This window comes from Mesotoga sp. (genome assembly GCF_035363035.1).
In the GTDB taxonomy this organism is placed as follows: domain Bacteria; phylum Thermotogota; class Thermotogae; order Petrotogales; family Kosmotogaceae; genus Mesotoga.
This window is the reverse complement of record NZ_DAOSEH010000007.1, coordinates 1-18,337: the sequence shown is the minus strand read 5'-3', so window position 1 is coordinate 18,337 and position 18,337 is coordinate 1. Positions and strand designations below refer to the sequence as shown.

Annotated in this window: 17 protein-coding genes; 6 read left to right on the top strand and 11 right to left on the bottom strand. The window is 52.3% G+C overall.

Annotated elements, in window-relative coordinates:
- Positions 1-43: 43 nt before the first annotated feature.
- Together cysK and PKX57_RS02345 are read right to left on the bottom strand one after the other, a co-directional pair.
- Positions 44-988 (bottom strand): cysteine synthase A, encoded by a 945-nt coding sequence (cysK, locus tag PKX57_RS02350; RefSeq protein ID WP_213922284.1) that lies wholly within the window; start codon positions 986-988, stop codon positions 44-46.
- Between the two features lie 75 nt (positions 989-1,063).
- A complete protein-coding gene (locus PKX57_RS02345) occupies positions 1,064-3,085 on the bottom strand; it encodes an alkyl sulfatase dimerization domain-containing protein (RefSeq protein ID WP_213922283.1) in 2,022 nt (673 codons plus the stop codon).
- Positions 3,086-3,643: 558 nt separating this feature from the next.
- Here PKX57_RS02345 and PKX57_RS02340 point away from each other — a divergent pair.
- The 4 genes from PKX57_RS02340 to PKX57_RS02325 all read left to right on the top strand — a co-directional run bounded on the left by PKX57_RS02340 (position 3,644) and on the right by PKX57_RS02325 (position 6,890).
- The gene (locus tag PKX57_RS02340; RefSeq protein WP_472415939.1) at positions 3,644-4,807 is read left to right on the top strand and encodes an MFS transporter; all 1,164 of its coding nucleotides are present in this window, start codon (positions 3,644-3,646) and stop codon (positions 4,805-4,807) included.
- A gap of 92 nt (positions 4,808-4,899) precedes the next feature.
- Positions 4,900-5,664, top strand: coding sequence for a heliorhodopsin HeR (gene heR, locus PKX57_RS02335; RefSeq protein ID WP_213922281.1), 765 nt, complete (start codon positions 4,900-4,902; stop codon positions 5,662-5,664).
- A 13-nt stretch (positions 5,665-5,677) separates the two neighbouring features.
- Positions 5,678-6,226, top strand: a complete 549-nt coding sequence (locus PKX57_RS02330; RefSeq protein WP_214048605.1) for an NAD(P)H-dependent oxidoreductase — start codon at positions 5,678-5,680, stop codon at positions 6,224-6,226.
- Positions 6,207-6,890, top strand: a complete 684-nt coding sequence (locus PKX57_RS02325) for an NAD(P)H-dependent oxidoreductase (RefSeq protein ID WP_213922279.1) — start codon at positions 6,207-6,209, stop codon at positions 6,888-6,890. The genes PKX57_RS02330 and PKX57_RS02325 overlap by 20 nt, the downstream gene beginning before the upstream one ends.
- Positions 6,891-7,112: 222 nt before the next feature.
- On the opposite strand, the gene pncA is transcribed toward PKX57_RS02325, so the two are convergent.
- From pncA to PKX57_RS02280, 9 genes are all read right to left on the bottom strand, one after another.
- Positions 7,113-7,718, bottom strand: a complete 606-nt coding sequence (gene pncA / locus PKX57_RS02320; RefSeq protein WP_470745107.1) for a bifunctional nicotinamidase/pyrazinamidase — start codon at positions 7,716-7,718, stop codon at positions 7,113-7,115.
- A gap of 136 nt (positions 7,719-7,854) precedes the next feature.
- Complete coding sequence (locus PKX57_RS02315; protein ID WP_213920867.1) at positions 7,855-8,487, bottom strand: ABC transporter permease subunit; 633 nt, start codon at positions 8,485-8,487, stop codon at positions 7,855-7,857.
- Positions 8,487-9,476, bottom strand: coding sequence for an ATP-binding cassette domain-containing protein (locus PKX57_RS02310; RefSeq protein WP_213920866.1), 990 nt, complete (start codon positions 9,474-9,476; stop codon positions 8,487-8,489). The genes PKX57_RS02315 and PKX57_RS02310 overlap by 1 nt, the downstream gene beginning before the upstream one ends.
- Positions 9,477-9,490: 14 nt before the next feature.
- Positions 9,491-10,270 carry a MetQ/NlpA family ABC transporter substrate-binding protein gene (locus PKX57_RS02305; RefSeq protein WP_472415936.1) on the bottom strand — a complete coding sequence of 260 codons (780 nt, stop codon included), beginning with the start codon at positions 10,268-10,270 and terminating at the stop codon, positions 9,491-9,493.
- Positions 10,271-10,500: 230 nt separating this feature from the next.
- Positions 10,501-11,409, bottom strand: a complete 909-nt coding sequence (locus tag PKX57_RS02300) for a GTP-binding protein (RefSeq protein WP_213920864.1) — start codon at positions 11,407-11,409, stop codon at positions 10,501-10,503.
- Complete coding sequence (locus tag PKX57_RS02295; RefSeq protein WP_213920863.1) at positions 11,381-12,754, bottom strand: uroporphyrinogen decarboxylase family protein; 1,374 nt, start codon at positions 12,752-12,754, stop codon at positions 11,381-11,383. Before PKX57_RS02295 ends, PKX57_RS02300 begins: the two co-directional genes overlap by 29 nt.
- Positions 12,755-12,843: 89 nt before the next feature.
- Positions 12,844-13,221 (bottom strand): hypothetical protein, encoded by a 378-nt coding sequence (locus PKX57_RS02290; RefSeq protein ID WP_213920862.1) that lies wholly within the window; start codon positions 13,219-13,221, stop codon positions 12,844-12,846.
- Between the two features lie 141 nt (positions 13,222-13,362).
- Positions 13,363-13,794 (bottom strand): secondary thiamine-phosphate synthase enzyme YjbQ, encoded by a 432-nt coding sequence (locus PKX57_RS02285; protein ID WP_472415934.1) that lies wholly within the window; start codon positions 13,792-13,794, stop codon positions 13,363-13,365.
- A gap of 25 nt (positions 13,795-13,819) precedes the next feature.
- Complete coding sequence (locus tag PKX57_RS02280; protein WP_213920860.1) at positions 13,820-14,386, bottom strand: methyltransferase; 567 nt, start codon at positions 14,384-14,386, stop codon at positions 13,820-13,822.
- Between the two features lie 136 nt (positions 14,387-14,522).
- Between PKX57_RS02280 and PKX57_RS02275 the strand changes: the two genes are divergently transcribed.
- Both PKX57_RS02275 and PKX57_RS02270 read left to right on the top strand, forming a co-directional pair.
- Positions 14,523-15,698: a metallophosphoesterase family protein gene (locus PKX57_RS02275; RefSeq protein ID WP_472415932.1), complete on the top strand. Its 1,176-nt coding sequence runs from the start codon at positions 14,523-14,525 to the stop codon at positions 15,696-15,698.
- Positions 15,695-18,337, top strand: a 2,643-nt coding sequence (locus PKX57_RS02270; RefSeq protein WP_472415930.1) for an AAA family ATPase, incomplete at its 3' end; no start/stop codon positions are given. The genes PKX57_RS02275 and PKX57_RS02270, both read left to right, overlap by 4 nt.

Below are 18,337 nucleotides of genomic sequence, written 5' to 3'. Positions count from 1 at the left end.
GGATACCTCTTCAACGCACTCAATTAATTTATCGGGTTCATGATCAGTCATTTTCATAATCCATAAACATAGGCGTAGATAAATATCTGCCACCGGAATCCGGGAATAAGGCAACGATAGTCCTTCCCTCGCTTTCATGACGTTTTGCGATCTCGATAGCCGCAAATGCAGCTGCGCCGGAAGAAATACCTGCCAGGATGCCTTCCCTTCTTGCAAGGGCCTTTCCTGTGGCGAAAGCATCTTCGTCCGTGACCGCGATGATCTCGTCGTAGATCTTTGTGTTCAAAACATCAGGAATAAAGCCCGCTCCAATTCCCTGGATATTGTGAGACCCGGCAATGCCTTTGGAGAGGACCGCCGAGGTTGCAGGCTCCACACCCACAACTTTGATTGCGGGGTTCAGTCCCTTCAGATACTCGCCGGTACCTGTGATCGTTCCACCCGTACCGATGCCGGCAACGAAGCAATCGATTTCACCGTCGGTATCGGCCCAGATTTCGGGGCCAGTGGTTTTTCGATGTACCTCGGGGTTTGCCGGATTGACGAATTGACCGGGTATAAAGCTATTCGGGAGATCCTTCGCCAGTTCTTTCGCTTTGGCGATGGCTCCCTTCATACCCTCCGCACCGTCGGTCAATATCAGTTCTGCACCATAAGCCTTCATTAGCATGCGACGTTCAATCGACATAGTTTCGGGCAAAACGATGATTATGCGATATCCGCGTGCGGCGGCGACTGAAGCAAGGCCTATGCCCGTGTTGCCGGAGGTCGGTTCGATAATCACCGAGCCTTCTTTTAAAAGGCCCTTCTCTTCGGCATCATCTATCATCGCCTTTGCAATTCTATCCTTTACGGAACCGGCCGGGTTAAAACACTCCAGCTTTGCAAGTATTTTTGCTTTCAGCCTGTATTCCTTCTCGGTACGTACTAGTTCAAGTAACGGGGTCCTGCCTATCAACTGATCGATCGATGTGAAAATACTGGGCATGATCTAAACTCCTTACCATCTCATAAATCATAGAGTAAAAAACCGCCACCGGAACTTTCCAGTGGCGGCCAGGTTTTACGGTTCGACTATATTGAAGGTTTTATCCATTGCCACCATCGCTTGAGTCAATTTCATCGGAATAGCGCCGTCACCGTCGACTCTGATCATCAACTTCTGTTGCGCTTCGTTCCTGTTTATCAGGGCTAAGAGACCGATCTTCGGGCATGTCAGGGTCGCGTCCGCGAGCTCGCGTGTCTGACCTGCGTAATAGAGCAGCACACCGTGGAAAAGGTGTACGAAGTACCTCTCGTTTGTATCGGTTATAACCAGGTTGAAAGTGATGTCGATATCCTCCGCCGCATTCGAATCGATAAGTATTCCCATGTAATCTAGCATCATCTCAACGGTCGTATTGAGGAGAATATCAGTGCTTCCCTTAGCGAGTTTCGATTCGTCCTTCGAATTTCCCATGCGCAACTCGAGAGCCGCGGTAAGGTAAGCATTTCTCCACGTTCCCGATTCCGACTGGTAACCCAGTTGCTCGAGAGCGTCGGCACATAGATAACGCGCGGCCGTGTTCTGCGGGTCTGCGAAAACCAGGATATTGGTGATCTCGGCCACCCACTGGTATTCACCGGCCAGGAAATCGCTGTAGGCCATTTCCAGAACCCTGTCGGTATCGCCCAGATACTCGACGAACTTTCTGGCTCTTTCCGACGGATCGAGCGGATTCAGATGTACGGGGTTGGCGTCGTACCAGCCCATGTACTTCTGGTAAACGGCCTTAGAGTTGTGTGCGACGGTGCCGTAATACTGCCGCGTGTACCAGACCTTTTCGAAGTATTCCGGCAGACGTATCATACTGGAGATTTCGTCGGAAGTGTAACCGAGATTTATGTACATCAGCGTTTGATCGTGTATGAACTTGTAAACGGCGGCCGTGTCTTCCATATACCTTATGACTACATCATTTCCCCAGTGAGGCCAGTTGTGCGATTGAAAGGTCACTTCCGTTTCAGAGCCGTAAAGAGTGATCGCCTCCAGTATATACTTGGCCCAGGCGTTGCCGTCGCGCACCTGCGCTCCGCGCAGCGTGTAAAGGTTATGGAGCGTTCCGGTACAGTTTTCAGCCATCCAGAGGGCTTTGAACTGCGGAAAATACGTGTTCATCTCCGCGGGGGCTTCCGTTCCCGGAGTCATCTGGAATATCATCTCAACGCCGTCGACGACTATCTTCTCGCCGGTCTCCTTGATTTCGTGGGTGGGTAAGATGAAGGTCAACGTTCCCGTCGATTGCGCGAGTCCTATACCCATGGCCAGAGAATCCTTGACGCCTTTTTCCAGAAATACACCGTACTGGTAGGCGGCTCTTCTCGCCATGGCGGTTCCGGCGAAAAGGTTCTCGCTCACGGCGTGTTCGGTGAAACCTTCGGGAACGATTATGGGAACTTTACCCGAGGAGATCTGCTCTTCGATCGAGAGAGCTCTATCTGCAACCTCTTCTTCCCGTACGACTCCTCTTATTCCTCCGAAATGGTCTGCATGGGGATGACTCATTACTATGGCCATCACGGGACGCTTGCCGAGATTTTCTTCTACGAGTTTCATGGCCGCTTCGGTACATTCGAGACTCATCAAGGGATCAAAGATTATCCAGCCGCCGCTTTCCGTTTCGATCAACGTGAGATTTGTAAGATCGTAGCCGCGTACCTGGTAGATACCTTCACAGACTTCGAAAAGCCCGTAACAGTGGTTCAAAACAGTGTCTCTCCACAGACTGGGATTGGCCGTGTCCGGTATCGTCTCGAGTTCATCGACAAATTCATAGGCTTTCTGGCTCCAGACAACACGTCCGTTGCTGTCTTTCAATTCGAGGGTCTCCGGTGCCGCTATAAGCCCCCTGGTTGCAAATTCGTACTCGGTTTCGTCATCGAAATCGAGAAGCGAGTAGTAACTCCGGTTTATTTCTGCGGTTTTATCTGTAGCCTCTTTTTGCGAGTCGTTCAAATTCAACAGACCAGTTCCGGTGGAATTTGCAAACACAAACGTGACCAGCATTATCACAATCGATAGAAGCGTTCCGGATCTGTTTCTCATTCCCTGCACCTCCTGACTTTTAAAACACGGCTTGAGACTGTACGTGACTTCCTCTACATAGACAACACACCTTAAACTCTACAGCTAGCACACAGAGCAAGGCTCAACCTATTTGGGCACTATCACGGGAGAATTTTCCCCACTACCTGATACCGATCGTTATAACCGGCCTGTTATAAAGCGTAATTAACATGACGTTAACTTCAAACGACCACAATTTCCAGAGCCTTCTTTTGCAGAGATAGCCTTAATAGTAACCTGTCAAGATTGTAACTCCTGATAATAAACAACTTTGATGACTCATGATGATCTACATTCAGTTGAAATTGTAGCATTTATGAGAATGTTATTTGCACGAATATTTGGACAGTCTTACCGATTCTGCCTTTTAACTTCTCAACCTGTGCATTTCGATGATTGTGTTCTATTTTCTCCTTTTTGTGCCAAAATGCTCTGGAGATACTCATGCTTGATATGCTAAACTTAATCTCTAAAACGCAGATAAAGCGAAAACACGCTTTTCTATCGCTGAATCGCAGGTGTTGATGGAGGCATACGATGAGCTTGAGAGCGATGTTCGTGGTTGTTTCGTCTCTTATATACTTCATGTTCGGCTTCACGGGTCAGTCTATAAACAGCGCCCTTCCGGCCATAGCGATAGACCTGGAAATGACCCATTCCATGACCGGTCTTGTCCTTGCCCTCCCGTCGCTTCTCTATCAGGTCGCGGTCGTTGTCGCGGCCGTCCTTTCCCGGAAAACCGGCCCTTTCCTGACTATGACGGCCGGCCTGGCCCTGGTCGCATCTTCGGTGGCCTTCATGGCCCTCTCCGGGACTTACGTTATGTTCATGACCGGCAGGCTGCTTTTCGGACTCGGACTGGGAGCCACGGAGATAAGCGTTGCGCTGTGCGTCTCTCTTCTGGCGTACGAGAAGACCGGGGGCGTGCTAAACTTAGTCTATTCCTTCTTCGCGCTCGGAAGTATAGTCGCTCCGGCCGTCGTGTCGGTCTTTCTCACAGATACGCATAGATGGAACATCGCTCTTTTCATGGCCCTGGCCGCCTTCGCGTTCGTGCTGTCGCTTTCATGGTACATCGGCCGGAAAGCTTCGGGACTTTCAAAGAGAGACGGCGTAAAGCGGAAGTTCTCTCTCCCGGCAGATTCGCTTTTCTGGCTGGTCGTTCTGGGAGGTCTTCTGTACGTCGGATATGAGATGGGAGTGTTTTCGTGGCTTTCAAGCTACGTTTTCGAGGAGAAGGCCCTGGAACTGAGGATTTCTAGCTTTACCCCATCACTTCTCGCACTCGGTCTGTTTGTGGGCAGGCTGGTCACCGGCGCAGTTGTAGATAGAGCCGGTCTGGGGAGAACCCTTGTTATACTGGGCGCTTTCTCGCTGGCGGGCTTTTCAACTGTACTCCTTTCGGTGAACCCGCTCGTTCTGACGGCGGGAATTTTCGTCGCCGGCCTCGGTTTCTCCGGGACCTTTCCCACCCTCCAGGCCATACTGGTTTCGGGATACAGAGAGAGGCGCGAGACGGTCCTTGCAGTCTTCGCCGCTTCCGGCTCTCTTGGAGTGGTCATCACTAACATTTCCGTGGGAACCGTGAGCGAGAAGTACGGTCTGCCGAACGGCATGATGATTATGGCGGTCCAGATCTCGGCCGCTCTGGCGGTGTTTTCAATCATCGCATTCTCGCAGAGAACGGCACACAGAGAATAGACGATCGACCGGTGAAGAGTCTCTATGAAAGATCGTAACCGGTGCGTGGAGTGTTACCATTTAGAGGTAACCAAAAAAAGGGGGATGAAAGCATGGAAAACGTATATAAAAAGCTCCGTGTCTTCAACATGATAATGGCCTTCCTGCACCTGATCCAGGGAGTAGTCATGCTGATCCTGAGCAACGACTCAACCCTCACGATCACGAGGAATTACCTGGCCTTCGATCGTGAAATAATGAAGCTCGTTCCGGCAACCGAGAATCTTATGAACCTTCGGATGGGCCCCTTCATAGCCAGCTTTCTCTTCATGTCGTCCATAGCCCATTTTATAGTCTCGACTTTCGGTTTCAAGTGGTACGCGAAGAATCTCGAGCGGGGCATCAATTACGCTAGATGGTACGAGTATTCGATCAGTTCTTCGGTGATGATCGTAGCGCTGGCCATGTTTTCCGGGATGCTGGATATAGTGAGTCTCATGCTCCTCTTCACCGTGAACGGTCTTATGAATCTCTTCGGCCTCATGATGGAACTTCACAACCAGACCACAGGGAAGACCGACTGGACTTCCTTCATGTTCGGCTGTGTCGCCGGAGCCGTCTCGTGGGTGGCCGTTTTCACATACCTATTCACGTCCCTGGGCAAGGCGAACGTTCAGTTTCCGTCTTTCGTTTACGCGATTATCGTTACCTTTCTCGTCTTCTTCAACAGCTTCGCGATAAATATGTTCCTTCAGTACAAGAAGATCGGTCCGTGGAAGAATTATCTCTTCGGGGAGAACGTTTACATAATACTCAGTCTGGTTTCCAAGAGTCTTCTCGCCTGGCAGGTCTTCGCCGGCACGCTCCGGCCGGTATGATAAGGAAGCCGGCATGAGGGTCACGCTTCTGAACGGAGCCGCCCCGGACAGCGACGCATTCGACAGTTACCTCGAAAGGCTCGCGGGAAATTTGAGAGAATCGGGGAACACGGTAAGCGAATTCAAGCTTAGAGATCTCGTGATAGGCCAGTGCATCGGCTGCTGGGGCTGCTGGACGAAAACGCCCGGAGAGTGCGTCTTCTCCGACGATACCGCAAAGATAGCCAGGTCGGCGGTCGACTCCGATCTCTTTCTCTTCGCCTCTCCCCTCGTCCTGGGCTTCACCACTTCACTGCTGAAGAAGACCATAGACAGGATGCTTCCGCTGGTTCACCCTTACTTAGCCGTAAGGGCCGGAGAGATTCACCACAGAAAACGGTACCGAAAATATCCCCTTCTGGGATTGCTGATCGCCCGGGAGAGCGATACGGACGATATAGACATCTCTGTCGTGAAGGAGATCTACGAACGCGTGGCGATCGAACTGGCCACCAGGCTGGCCTTCTTCGGCTCTACAGAAAGGCCGGCGGAGGAGGTTGCGCATGAGATTGCTGGTCTTTAACGCATCGCCCAGGGGTGCCAGAAGCAACTCGCTGGCGATAATCAAACACTTTCTCGAAGGCTTCGAGTACTCTTCACGCGAAAAGCCGGACATAGAGACAGTGAACCTCATAAATGAACGCGACGATTACGCTGCCCTCCGGGAGAAGCTTCTGGTTGCCGACAGGGTAGTTTTCGCCTTCCCGCTTTACGTTGACAGTATGCCGGGCTTTCTTATGGAGTTCTTCGAAACTCTGATACTCTTGAAGGGAGCCCTTTCGGGCAAGGAGTTTCTATTCTCCATTCAGTGCGGCTTTCCCGAAACTCTCAACCTTCGCCCTCTCGAGAGATATCTCGTAAGGCTCACCGGTAAATTCGGCGCGGCCTATGCAGGTTGCATATGCCGGGGAGGAATGGAGGGGACCAGATACATGCCGGCAGACGCACCCATCTTCCGGAAATACCGGGAACTAGGGAGGATCTACGCCGAAACCGGCAAACTCGACCCCGGGATTCTCGGAGAGATCGCAAACCCAGAGAAATTGCCGCGCCCCGTGATGCTCATAGCCAGTGTGCTGGGCCGCATGGGACTCATGAACGGTTACTGGAAGAAACAGCTGAAAAAGAACGGCGCTTACGAAAAACGTCACGCGAGACCGTATGACCCGACTCATCTACCTCGATAAACAAGAGGGACTAATTTGAAAGAGCGGGAAGAGAGAGAAAGAGAAAGAGAGAGAAGGAGAGAGAGGAGAGACGTCTTCTCGTGAGCGGAGCGAACTCTCGATGTTCTTTCTCTCGTGTTTTTCTCTCTCTTTCTCTTCTCGTGAGCGGAGCGAACTCTCGATGCTCTTCCTCGACTCTCACAAACAACCCACAACGCACCACCCACCACGGCTCTTAAAGGTTTATTTCTCTATCAGTTCGACTCCGGCGCTCTTGAATTCATCCAGCGTCCTCTGAACGTCTCCTTCGTTGGCTTCAACACCCTTCGTCCCGTTTATTATTACCTTTATCTTGAAGCCGGCAGAAAGCGCATCGTGAACCGTGTATTTCAGGCAGTAGTCGAGAGCCAGTCCGCAGATGTCGAGCTCCTCAATGCCTAGAGCCTTTAGCAGCCCGGCCGTTCCCAGATCCCTTCCGTCGTTTTCTCTGAAGATCGAGTAGCTGTCCACTTCCGGATGGATCCCCTTTCTCACTATGTAGTCAAACCGGTTGCTTTCGATATCCGGATGAAACTCCGCTCCAGGGGTTCCCTGCAGGCAGTGGACCGGCCACAGAACGGGTCCGATGCCCTTTTTGTTGTCGAACGGCGTGAAAGGCTCTTTACCGTGGTTCGCCGCGAAACTCATGTGGTTGTAGGGATGCCAGTCCTGACCTGCAAGTATCGTATACACGGGGTCTCCCATGGCTCTATTTATCACTTCGTTTATCCGGCTGGCTCCCTTCACGGGGAGAGAACCGGTCTCGTAGAAGTCGTTTTGAACATCGACAACCAGCAGCGCTTTACGCATTTATATCACCTCGCTTCAGTGTTTTGCGGAACGCCCTGAGCAAAAGGAGAGATCCCTTGCACCGGGTAGAGTTTCTGTGGTTGCCCTTAGGGTTCAACGAAACCGGCCTGAATAATCTTCTATTCGCGTCGCGTCTTTATCTCCTCAATAGTCTCGAAAGCCTTCCTCCCGTGAATTGCAGTACCTGGCTTATGCTCACCAGAACTATCACGGCGTAAAGCACCACGTCCCACTGGAACCTGTAGTAACCGTAGTTTATGGCCAGCTGCCCCAGACCGCCGGCGCCGACGGCTCCTGCTATCGCGGTGTAAGTCACGAGATTGATCAGAAGCACGGTGATATTGCCTATTTGCTCTGGCAGCGTCTCGGGAATCAGAACTCTGAATATGAACTGCCATCTGTTGAGTCCCATGGAGTCGGAAGAATCAATAATCCCTCGTGGGACTCCGTTGAAGGAGTTCTCCGAAAGCCTAGCCATGAAGGGAATCGCGGCTATCGTGAGATTGAAGATAGCGGCGTTGGGCCCTATGATAGTACCCATGACGTTTTTCGTGACGGGAATCAGCAGCAGAACCAGAATTATGAAGGGAATCGAGCGGAAAACGTTGACTAACAGATCGAACACTATGTAGAGCCTTCGCCACTTCTTGGATCTCGAGAGCAGGAAGAGGGCCACTCCGAGGGGTATTCCAAAGAGCGTCGCAAGAAAACCGGAGACCAGAATCATATATAGCGTCTCAAACGTGGCTTTCAGTATCTCGCCGGACATCATTGAACCTCCTCGAGCGAATAGACCGACTCCCTGAGGCGCTGGATGAACAGGTCCTGCTGTTCACCGTCTATACCGATTATCATCGCACCGAACGGTCCATGCTTCAATTCTTCGATTTTGCCGTACAGTATGTTGACCGAGACGTCCAGTTCCCTGGCAACTTTCCACATTACCGCTTCGTGCGTCTTCTTACCCCAGAAGAGGACCCGTATTATCTTGCCTCTGTGTTCTATCGCTTTTCTATCCAGTTCGAGCGGCGTGCCGAAATCCCTGACTTCGTTTTTTTCGACTTTAACGAAAAATTCGTGGGCCGGTCCGAAGAACTTCAGTTTCCCGTTTTCGAGGTAGGCCACTTTATCGCAGGTTCTCTTTATCACATCCATGTCGTGGGTAACTACGACAAAGGTGATTCTATGTTTTTGGTTGAGTTCGACGACCAGATCCAGCAACCGGCCGGTCGTCTTCGGATCGAGGGCCGAGGTCGGTTCGTCCAGAAGTATCATCTTAGGATCCATGACGAGCGCCCTGGCTATGGCGGCCCTCTGCTGCTCTCCTCCGGAAAGTTGAGACGGGTATGCCTGTATCCTTTGATCTAGGCCGAGCTCGCCGGAGATCTTTTCGACCTTCTCTTTCACTTCCCTGCTCCCCAGTCCCTGTATCTTGAGGGGAAAGGCGATGTTCTGAGATACCGTTCGGTTTCTGAAGAGATTGAAGCTCTGGAAAACGACGCCGATCTTTTTGCGCATCTTTCTTATCTCTTCATCTTTCAAATTGACTATGTTCTTTCCATCGAAGAATATCTCGCCGCTATCGACAGGCTGGAGAAGGTTGAGCGTCCGGAGCAGGGAGGTTTTCCCCGCCCCGGAAAGCCCGACTATGCCGACGATCTGGCCTTCTTCCACCGAAAAGCTCACATCGTCCAGGATCTTTCTTCTCCCGGCTCTATCTTCGAAGGAAAGGTTCAGGTTTTTGACTGCCAGGATCAAAGCGACCGCTCCTCTCAGAATACCGGTACTACCGCTCCGCCGTACTTCTCGTTGATGAAGTTTCTCACTTTCTCCGTGGTCAGCACGCTCACGAGCGCCTTGACCCAGTCCTTGTCTTTGTCGGCCTCGCGGATCGTTATGATGTTGGCGTACGGAGATTCGCCGCCTTCGATGAATTCTGCGTCTTTGGTGGCGTTGAGGTTAATCGTCAGGGCGTAGTTCGTGTTGATCACGGCGCCGACCACGGTTTTGTCGTCGGTGTAAACCCTTGGAATGAAACCGGCTTCGATTTCGACGAAACTGAGTTTTCTCGGATTGGTCTCGATGTCACGCACGGTCGATTCCAGCTTCGTGGGATCTTTCAGTTGAATAAAGCCGTTGTTGTGGAGAAGTATCAGCGCGCGCCCCTCGTTGGTGGGGTCGTTCGGAATGGCGATCTTGTCGCCCGCCTCCAGGCTCTCCAGAGGTTTCTTCAGGAAGAAGCCCATCGGCTCAACGTGAATCGCTTTAACGGATATCAGTCCCTTGATTCCCCTCTGGGTAGTGAAGGAGACCAGGTACGGCACGTGCTGGAAGTAATTGGCGCTCAGCTCCCCCGTAGAGAGCGCTATGTTCGGAAGCACGTAGTCGTTGAACACGACTATCTCGAGCTCGTACCCGAGGGCCGCCAGATCCCCTTTCACTATCTCCAGTATCTCCGCGTGTGGAACGGGAGTCGCCCCGACTTTGATCTTTTCCGCCCCGAAGGCCAAAACTAAACCCAGTAGAACCAATACCAGCAGCAGTTTCTTCATACAAATCCCTCCCGATATAAAAAAAGGGCGTCTCTTTTGAGACGCCCCGTTTCTATTTTTCCAGGTACAGCTAAGCACCCGAAGAAACAAGGGCGTTGCCGTACATCATCATAGATATTCTCTTCTTCCCGCCGACTGCTCTAAAATCCATAGGTTTCCCCCAACAGTTCGTTTGAGAAATTATAACTCACGGCTGCTTTCAACAATGCAAACGTACTGTAAACAATCCCTCAAGTGATTTTCATTTCGATATTGAAGATCCTCTCCCATGTCTCTTTTAAGCTCTTCAAAACCGGTTTGTTCCGCTCGGATATGACCGAAAGCCCAGTTTCACTGGCTTTGTCGGCCAGCGTTATCTCCACCGACGACCCCGCACCGCTCACGAGGACGAGACCGGACTCGGTTCTGCAAAAACCCTTCACTCTCAAGACCAAGCCGAGGATCTCTCCCACGAAGTTCTTCAATTGCTCGATGGTCACCTCACCTTCCCATTCTATAAGGAGGGATTTCGGACGGTTATCCGGGTGGTTCTCCGATTCCGTCCCGGTCTTTTTCCTTTTGAAAAGGGGAATAGCCTTGCCGGTCATTCCGTACCTGGCTTGGTATTGAGGCATGTTTCCTATCATGGATATTTCCTGTTTTATTCTCTCCAGTTCCGCACCCGTTGCCTTATCTACTTTGTTGATTATCACTACGTCGGACGAGGCGACCTGTTTTTCGACGACCGAGAAGATGTCGCTGAGGGCCAGGAACCTCGGGGCATCGACCACACAGTAAGCAGATATATACTCCACCTTTCCGGCGATCGGAAGGAGCCTCTCGATACCGGACGGGTCGGACATGCCCGAAGTCTCAACGAAGATGATCTCCGGTCCCTTTTTGATCATGGACTTCAGAGCTTCCACGAATTCGTTCTCCCTGCAGCTGCAGAAGATCGAGCCTCCCGAGATCTCTTCCTTGAAGATTCCCTCTTCCAGGAGCGATCCATCGATGGCCACCTTCCCGAAGTCGTTTACTATGACGCCCTTATGGACATCACGGTACTGCGACATCAGGACCTTAAGAAAAGTCGTCTTTCCCGATCCAAGAAAACCCGTTACAAGAACCAGCTCAGGAACTGAGGAGTTTTTCGATTTCACTGAAGAATTCCCTCCTGTCAGGAATAATCGATGAGTACTTCAACCGCCCGTTGATATAAATGGAAGGGAGGTTCTTCACTCCCATCTTTTTTATTCTATGGATATTTTCGCGAACCGTGAATTTGTATTCCACAACATCGACTCTGTCTTTGAACTCCTCGAGGGCGAGTCTCGCCACGCTCATCATGTAGGTGCAGGCCGCGCAGGTGGCCGAATCCAGTGTAAAAACCTCGATCAGCGGCTTTTCGAGATGTTCGTAATCGGGAAGGTCGATCTCGATCCCTTCCTCCGTGGTTTCGTAGTTTTCGAGAATCGCTTTCACCCTTTCGACGTCCCTTACGGCCTGCTGTATGGCGATGCCGTTTTCGACAGGCACATCGTAGGGCATGTCGCATCCGGGAGCCACTATGTAGTTTCTCGTTCCCAGTCTCTCCAGAAGCTCTATCACGTACTTCATGTTATCCTTCTGGTTTCCGTACAGCATCGTGGTCGTGAGGGGTATGTTGCCGCCGATAACCACTCCGTAGCTGTCGGTGATTTCCTTCGCGCTCACCAGGTCGATGTTCTCATCGACGAATAAGGAATCCGGGCCGGTCTGGCACATCGCTTCGATGTTCTTGGTGGCGTCTCCGCAGACGAAGAAGGAACTCTTCGCCCCGTTTTGCCTCACCGAGGCGAAAAGCCCGGAAAATGGTCCGCTCAGGTATCTCTTGAAATGGCGCGGAGAGATCTGCGAAACCATGGGATCGACGAAGGCGATTACGTCCATCCCGGCCTCGATGTACATCCCGGCCATGCGGTTGCAAACGTCGCTGGTGTATGAGAGCAGGTCCTGAGCGTACTGCGGCTCTTCGATGATGTCCATGAAGAAGTCGGTTCCGCGTAGATGCGAGGCTAGAGTCAAAGGACCACAGACGAGCCCGAACAGCGCGGTGTGACGGCCCACCTTCCTCTTCATCTCTCTCATGGCCTCCAGTACCAGAGGAATCCTCCCCGAACTTTCATCCGGGAGAAGGCCGTGTATTTCCCGGTCCTTCTTCAAAGGGTGGCCGCTGACCGAGGGGGGATTGACGTCGCTCCAGACCAGATCGCAACCCAGAGCTTCGGCTTCCAGCTGGAGGTCGAAAACGACCGGCTGGCCGTCAGGTCTGTAGAGTCTGTTGACTTCAAGCAGAGATTGAACCAGCTTCTCGCCGTCGGTAAGTACCTCTCTGGCGGTGTAACCTTTGAGTTTGCCGGCATGAACGCCCGCGAAGGGTACCCAGGGCGCGCGGGGTAAGGTTTTGTTCTCGAGCGACTCCAACAGCAGCTCTTTACCGGTCTCTTCTCTCGCGATAAACTCCATTGTAAACCTCCCGGAAAAAAACCTTTCTATTATTCTAACAAAAAAGGGAGCTCCCTGAAGGGCCTCCCTCTTTATGAAACTCTTAAGATTCAGCTCAATTTCTCGCCTTCAACACTCAAAACGAGATACAGTTTTCCGGATTTGTCTTCCCTGTAGCTGGCCTTCAAAAGTCTGCAACTGGTTGAACCGGGCCCTTTACAGGCGATAAACGTGAACGAGAGATCTTTCGCCCTGCACTTTATAAGCTCCATTTTCAGAGTCCTCAAAAGACTGGCGAGCCTCTTCTCTTCTTTCTGGCCGTATAGCCTCGAGTCTTCGTCGGTCTGAACCACTTCATCCCAGAGCTTCTCGGTGAGGATTACGGGAAGCTTTATACCGTTGTCCCTGGCGATAGGTGAAGCATCGACCATACCCATATCCAGTCGGGTGAAAAGCTGAGAGCGATCTGGCACCTCTCTGCTGCTCATACAGCACCTCCAGTTAGTTGTCACTTTAAACATAACATTCATACTGTCTCGAGTCAAAAGCCGACAACGAACCACAGGTATGTTCAGGGTCGTTTAGGTGACTTTATCTGCAATAGTCTCCGGGAAACTCCCCCGGGTGAGTCATTCTCCTATTATTTTTATAAGCACCCTTTTCTTTCTCTTGCCATCCAGCTCGTAGTAGAATATCCTCTCCCAGGGACCGAAATCCAGCTCCCCTTCGGTTATGGCCACCACGACCTCTCTGCCCATGACGGTTCTTTTCAGGTGGGCGTCGGCGTTGTCTTCGAACCTGTTGTGGGCGTACTGCGAATATGGCTTTTCTGGCGCGAGCCCTTCGAGCCATTTTTCGAAATCCTGGTGCAGTCCCGGTTCGTCATCGTTTATGAAGACGCTCGCCGTTATGTGCATGGCGTTCACCAGCACGAGGCCCTCTTTCACACCGCTCTCTCTCACAGCCAGTTCTACCTGAGGGGTGATGTTGACGATCTTTCTCCTGGTTTCCGTGTTGAAATACAGTTCCTTCCTGTATGACTTCGTTGCACTCACCTCCATTCAAAACCCGCACTCCAAAATTCGTTCAGAACACGAAGGGTATCAATCTCCAGGTTCTTCGCGAGTAGAGCAGATACTCCTTCCCGAAGATCTGTCGCAGGTTTTTCTCCTCGACGAATATTCTATATATTATGCCCGCAGTCGGTAGCGCGAAAGCCAGTACCGAGCTGAGGGGATAGTTGAAAACGAGCGCAAGGCCCAGAAAGCCCACTATCTCGGCGGCGTAGGCCGGATGCCTTATCACTTTGAAAAGGCCCGTCGTATGCAGCCGCTGTCCGGGAAGTGCGCCGACATCGATAGCGAAGGCCCCGCCGAGCTCGCGAACGACCATGGTCCTGACCACAACGGCGAAGATCATCATTCCGACGCCCATAAACCTGTACCAGAGGAAGGGTTGAAGAAAGACTTCCTTGGATTTTCCATCGACGATTACGGCGCCGAACATCCCGACGAGAACGAAAGCCAGCATGACGAACTTGGAGCGCTTTTCCTGAAGTTTTTCGCTGACCTTTCTGTTGTGGAAGAGAAAGAGATATATATCGAACCCTACCCATACCGAGAGGACCGAGAAGAAAAAGGTCTGACCGGACATCGCCACCTCCTGGAATCCATAACATATGAAGATTCTATCATCAGTCCCATGAACGATACCATCGACCGACGATCGTGTGAAATCTCTCTATTCGCGCGAAGAGTTATAGTAATATTGTCTTGAAGGTGGTGATTGGTTGAGAATACTACACTGTTCGGATATCCATCTCGGCAGGAGACCGATAGGCTCTCCGGGCAGCCCTTACTCGGTGGCCCGGTACGAGGATTATTTCAAAGCCTTCGAAAACATCGTCGATTACGCTCTGTCGGGAGCGGTCGATCTCTTTCTGGTGAGCGGGGATCTCTTCGACAGGAAGGATATCAACCCCGATACGCTGGCCAGAACCCAGCAGATGCTGGGCAGGCTCAAAGAAGCTTCGATAGATGTGATCGCGATCGAGGGCAACCACGATAAATGTTTCAACGCCGGCGAATCCTGGCTGCTCTTTCTGGAGAAGACAGGCTATTTGAAGCTTCTAGCACCCTTTCACGACGGAAGGCGCTACTCCTTTCCATGCGTTGAAACCGGAGGGGTCAGGCTCTTCGGCCTGGGTTATCCCGGCTTTCTCGTGGATGAACTGCTATCGGAACTGGCCGAAAGGCTGGAGGGCAGAAACAACGTGGTTCTAGTCCATTCGGCGCCGGGAAAGAACGACTTCATACCCGGTCTGGCCACGCCGGAGAAGATCGAGGCGCTCGGGGAAAAGACGCTGTACGTTGCCGGAGGCCATCTCCACGCGAGGGCCAGCTTCCCTTCAGGTGAGCCCTTCTTCCACGTGCCCGGTTCGCCCGAATACTGGGATGTCTGGGAGAGCGGCGAGAAGGGCTTCAACGTATTCGACACGCTTACGGGAGAGGTGGAGTTTCACGCCTCCTCGCGGAGGGAGAGACAGGAGTTCGCCTGCGACGTTGACGAAGGGCCGGCCGTGGATCGACTGAACGGTTTCGTCGAAGGGCTGGACATACATGCAGGTTCGCTCGTCCTGCTCACGGTAAGCGTACCGGGCGATTGTGCGCTGTACCCCGAGAAGATCGAAAGAAGACTGGAGGAGATGGGGGCCCTCAAATCCTTCCTTCGCGTCAAGAGAAGGGATGTTCCCGTCTCGCTCGAAGGGTTCCGCTCGATGGGCGCAAGGGAGATCGAACGCGAGGTGCTGATGAACTCCAGAGAATGGAGAGAGCTGGGTGCGAAGGGTGACTCGCTGGTCAGGTTAATCGATTCGCTGAAACAGTCTCAGCAAGAAGGGCGGTACGAACAGTTCAAAGAGACTCTGGACATCTTCCTGGAGGGATTGGCGGGTGAGAGTTCATGAAGCTGCACAGCGTGGAACTGGAGAACTTCAGAAACCACGAAAACTCCCTTTACGAATTCGACAGGGGCGTCAACCTCATACTCGGCAAAAACGGTTCTGGCAAATCCTCGATCATAGAGGCGATCGGGCTTGCGCTTTTCGGCGGAGGTCTCAGAGACCGGCAGGAAGACGCGGTAATGTGGGAAAGAAACAGGGCCAGGGTCGTGGTGACCTTTCTCGCCGACGACGGGAACCAGTACCGGGCCGAAAAGGTATTCGGCAGCACCTCGAACCACGAGCTGCGGCAGGGCGAACTGCTCGTGGCCAGGGGTAGAGATTCCGTGATAGAAAAAGTGAAGACCATCTGCAACCTCCAGGGCGATATCGCGAAAACCTTCGAAAACGTCATCGTCGCCTTTCAAAATAGAATCGCGGAGCAGTTCCTCGGAAGCCCAGCCCCGCGAAGAGAGTATTTCAACCGCGTCTTTCAGGTTGATCTGTACAGACGTATCGCGACCGATTACATGAAAGAGTATCTCTCCGGCCTGAAGTCGGAGATAGCTCTCATGGACGGAGAGATTTCGCTCACGGGAAAGGTCGTGGAAAAGAAATCCGAACTCGAGAAAAGACAGGAAGCCAAACTCGCGGAGCTGGCGAACGACCTGAAAAAACTGGAAGAGGTAGAAAGTAAACTTACGGGCAAAAAAACCGAGCTTGAAACCCTTAGATCGAAAGAAAGGGAGATAAATTCGCTTGGAGAGAAACTCTCGATACTGCTGAAAGACCTCGTCGAAGAGGCCAGAAGGCTTAAAGAAAGCCACAGACAGCTCAATACATCCTTGCGGGCCCGCGAGATAACCGCCAGATCCTTCAAGGGCCACGAGAAATACAACGAACTCCTGGCCAGGGAGAAGGAACTGGATGGGCGAAAGAATGAACTGGAAGTCATCTCGAGGAAAGTGGTCGAAATCGGCAGAAAGCTCGCGAAGAAAACCACCGAACAGGCCAGATTGCAGGAGAGAACCGCCGCGACGGAGAGGCGCAAAGGCGAGATCTCAGAGTCGCTGAAAACTCTGAGAGAGAGGAGAATGGAACAGTACGGCGATCTCGAGGAAAAGCGGCGACTGCTCAGAGAAAGGGAGTTGTTCCTGCAGGCCTGGAACGACAGAAAGAGCGCTGCGAAAGTGCTCAGGGAGGAATACGAAAAGGCCGGGCGCGGGCGCATCGAACTCGAAGCGATGATAAAACGCCAGAGCGATGGTCTGACGGCCCAACCCGATCCACAGGAGCGGCTCGAAGCACTGGATGCGCAGGAGAAGTCGCTCCAGGAAAACATCGCCCGGCTCGAATCGCTGCTAGCAGCAAAGGCCGGCGTCTCGGCCAGGCTGAAGGCTCTGGAAGAATCTATCGCTTCTCTGTCAAGGGGCCTCTGCCCCTTGCTCAACGAAAGTTGCAAGAACATATTGGAGAGAGAAAATTACGCGGAGAGTCTGGAGAGAATGGTTCAAGAACTGGAAGACAGAGCCGACAAGATCGATCGAGGGATCGAAGAGCTTGAAGGGAGCCGTCAATCGCTCGAAGAACTGAAGAAAGACAGGGCCAGGCTGGAGCGAGACTGTGAGCTGAAAGCACAGGCTGCCGGAGAACTGCAGGCCCTTCGAGAGAAGCTGGAGAGATCGCTGGAGCGACTCGAAAAATCCAGAAGGCAGATAGAAACGGTCCTGAAGGGAAGCGGAACTCCCGAAGAGATGTTTGAAGCTCTGGAAGACGGGACGAGAGAGGCCATCACGGCCGTCGAGAAGGCCAGAAGCGAAGTCCGCCTGTCCGAAAAGGGCCTGGCCGACATCGACGGGGAACTCGAGAACAAACTGGCTCTGGAAGTGGAATCGGATAGAGAGTTGAAGAAACTGGCCTCAGCCGGGGGAGAACTTGTCCTGGAGCTTCAAGAGATGCAAAGAGAGAGCGACGGTTTCGAGAGCTTGCTGTGCGTCCTTCCGGACTTAACCCTCGCCCTCGAAGAGACGAGAAGAGAGATGAACTCTCATAAAAGCGATTACGACCAATACAACAGAAACTCCGTCCTGGCCGGCTATCTCGAAGAATACACCGGGAACTTCCGCCAGTCTCTGGAGCTCTGCAGGGAGAAATCGAAGAGGATAGGGCTGTCGAGACACGAATTCGGCGAACTGCGCAGGGGCTTCGACCGGTCGAAATTGAAGGAAGTCGCAGAGGAGTTCGAAGGGATACAGGAGGCCCAAAGGTCCGGACGGGACGAAGTGACCTCTATAAAGAAAGACCTAGATTACATAGAAACGGAGCTCGACAGGATACGCGAACACGAGAAACGCTTGAAAGAATTGAAAGAGAGAAAGGCCTTGATCGAGAGAAAGGTTTCGCTCGCGGAAAAGATGAGAGAGAACCTGAACCTCACGGGCGAGAAGATAACCGCCGGCTTCAGGGACAGTATAGAGAAGAAGGCCACGGCAGATTACAGGAAGATCTCCGGAATTGAGGAGTCGATCATCTGGAACGAAGATTACGAAGTTTTCCTGAAATCTCCCGGCGAGGCGGGCGCGAGTCTGAGAAGCTTTTCGAACTTATCCGGCGGCGAACAGGTGCTGGTCTCTCTCTGCCTGAGGGCGGCCATGACCAATGTTTTG

What these genes read in the sequence shown, in the direction of transcription:
- cysK (WP_213922284.1), bottom strand. Translation starts at nt 988, where the DNA reads ATGCCCAGTATTTTCACATCGATCGATCAGTTGATAGGCAGGACCCCG.
- PKX57_RS02345 (WP_213922283.1), bottom strand. Translation starts at nt 3,085, where the DNA reads ATGAGAAACAGATCCGGAACGCTTCTATCGATTGTGATAATGCTGGTC.
- PKX57_RS02340 (WP_472415939.1), top strand. Translation starts at nt 3,644, where the DNA reads ATGAGCTTGAGAGCGATGTTCGTGGTTGTTTCGTCTCTTATATACTTC.
- heR (WP_213922281.1), top strand. Translation starts at nt 4,900, where the DNA reads ATGGAAAACGTATATAAAAAGCTCCGTGTCTTCAACATGATAATGGCC.
- PKX57_RS02330 (WP_214048605.1), top strand. Translation starts at nt 5,678, where the DNA reads ATGAGGGTCACGCTTCTGAACGGAGCCGCCCCGGACAGCGACGCATTC.
- PKX57_RS02325 (WP_213922279.1), top strand. Translation starts at nt 6,207, where the DNA reads ATGAGATTGCTGGTCTTTAACGCATCGCCCAGGGGTGCCAGAAGCAAC.
- pncA (WP_470745107.1), bottom strand. Translation starts at nt 7,718, where the DNA reads ATGCGTAAAGCGCTGCTGGTTGTCGATGTTCAAAACGACTTCTACGAG.
- PKX57_RS02315 (WP_213920867.1), bottom strand. Translation starts at nt 8,487, where the DNA reads ATGTCCGGCGAGATACTGAAAGCCACGTTTGAGACGCTATATATGATT.
- PKX57_RS02305 (WP_472415936.1), bottom strand. Translation starts at nt 10,270, where the DNA reads ATGAAGAAACTGCTGCTGGTATTGGTTCTACTGGGTTTAGTTTTGGCC.
- PKX57_RS02295 (WP_213920863.1), bottom strand. Translation starts at nt 12,754, where the DNA reads ATGGAGTTTATCGCGAGAGAAGAGACCGGTAAAGAGCTGCTGTTGGAG.
- PKX57_RS02290 (WP_213920862.1), bottom strand. Translation starts at nt 13,221, where the DNA reads ATGAGCAGCAGAGAGGTGCCAGATCGCTCTCAGCTTTTCACCCGACTG.
- PKX57_RS02285 (WP_472415934.1), bottom strand. Translation starts at nt 13,794, where the DNA reads ATGGAGGTGAGTGCAACGAAGTCATACAGGAAGGAACTGTATTTCAAC.
- PKX57_RS02280 (WP_213920860.1), bottom strand. Translation starts at nt 14,386, where the DNA reads ATGTCCGGTCAGACCTTTTTCTTCTCGGTCCTCTCGGTATGGGTAGGG.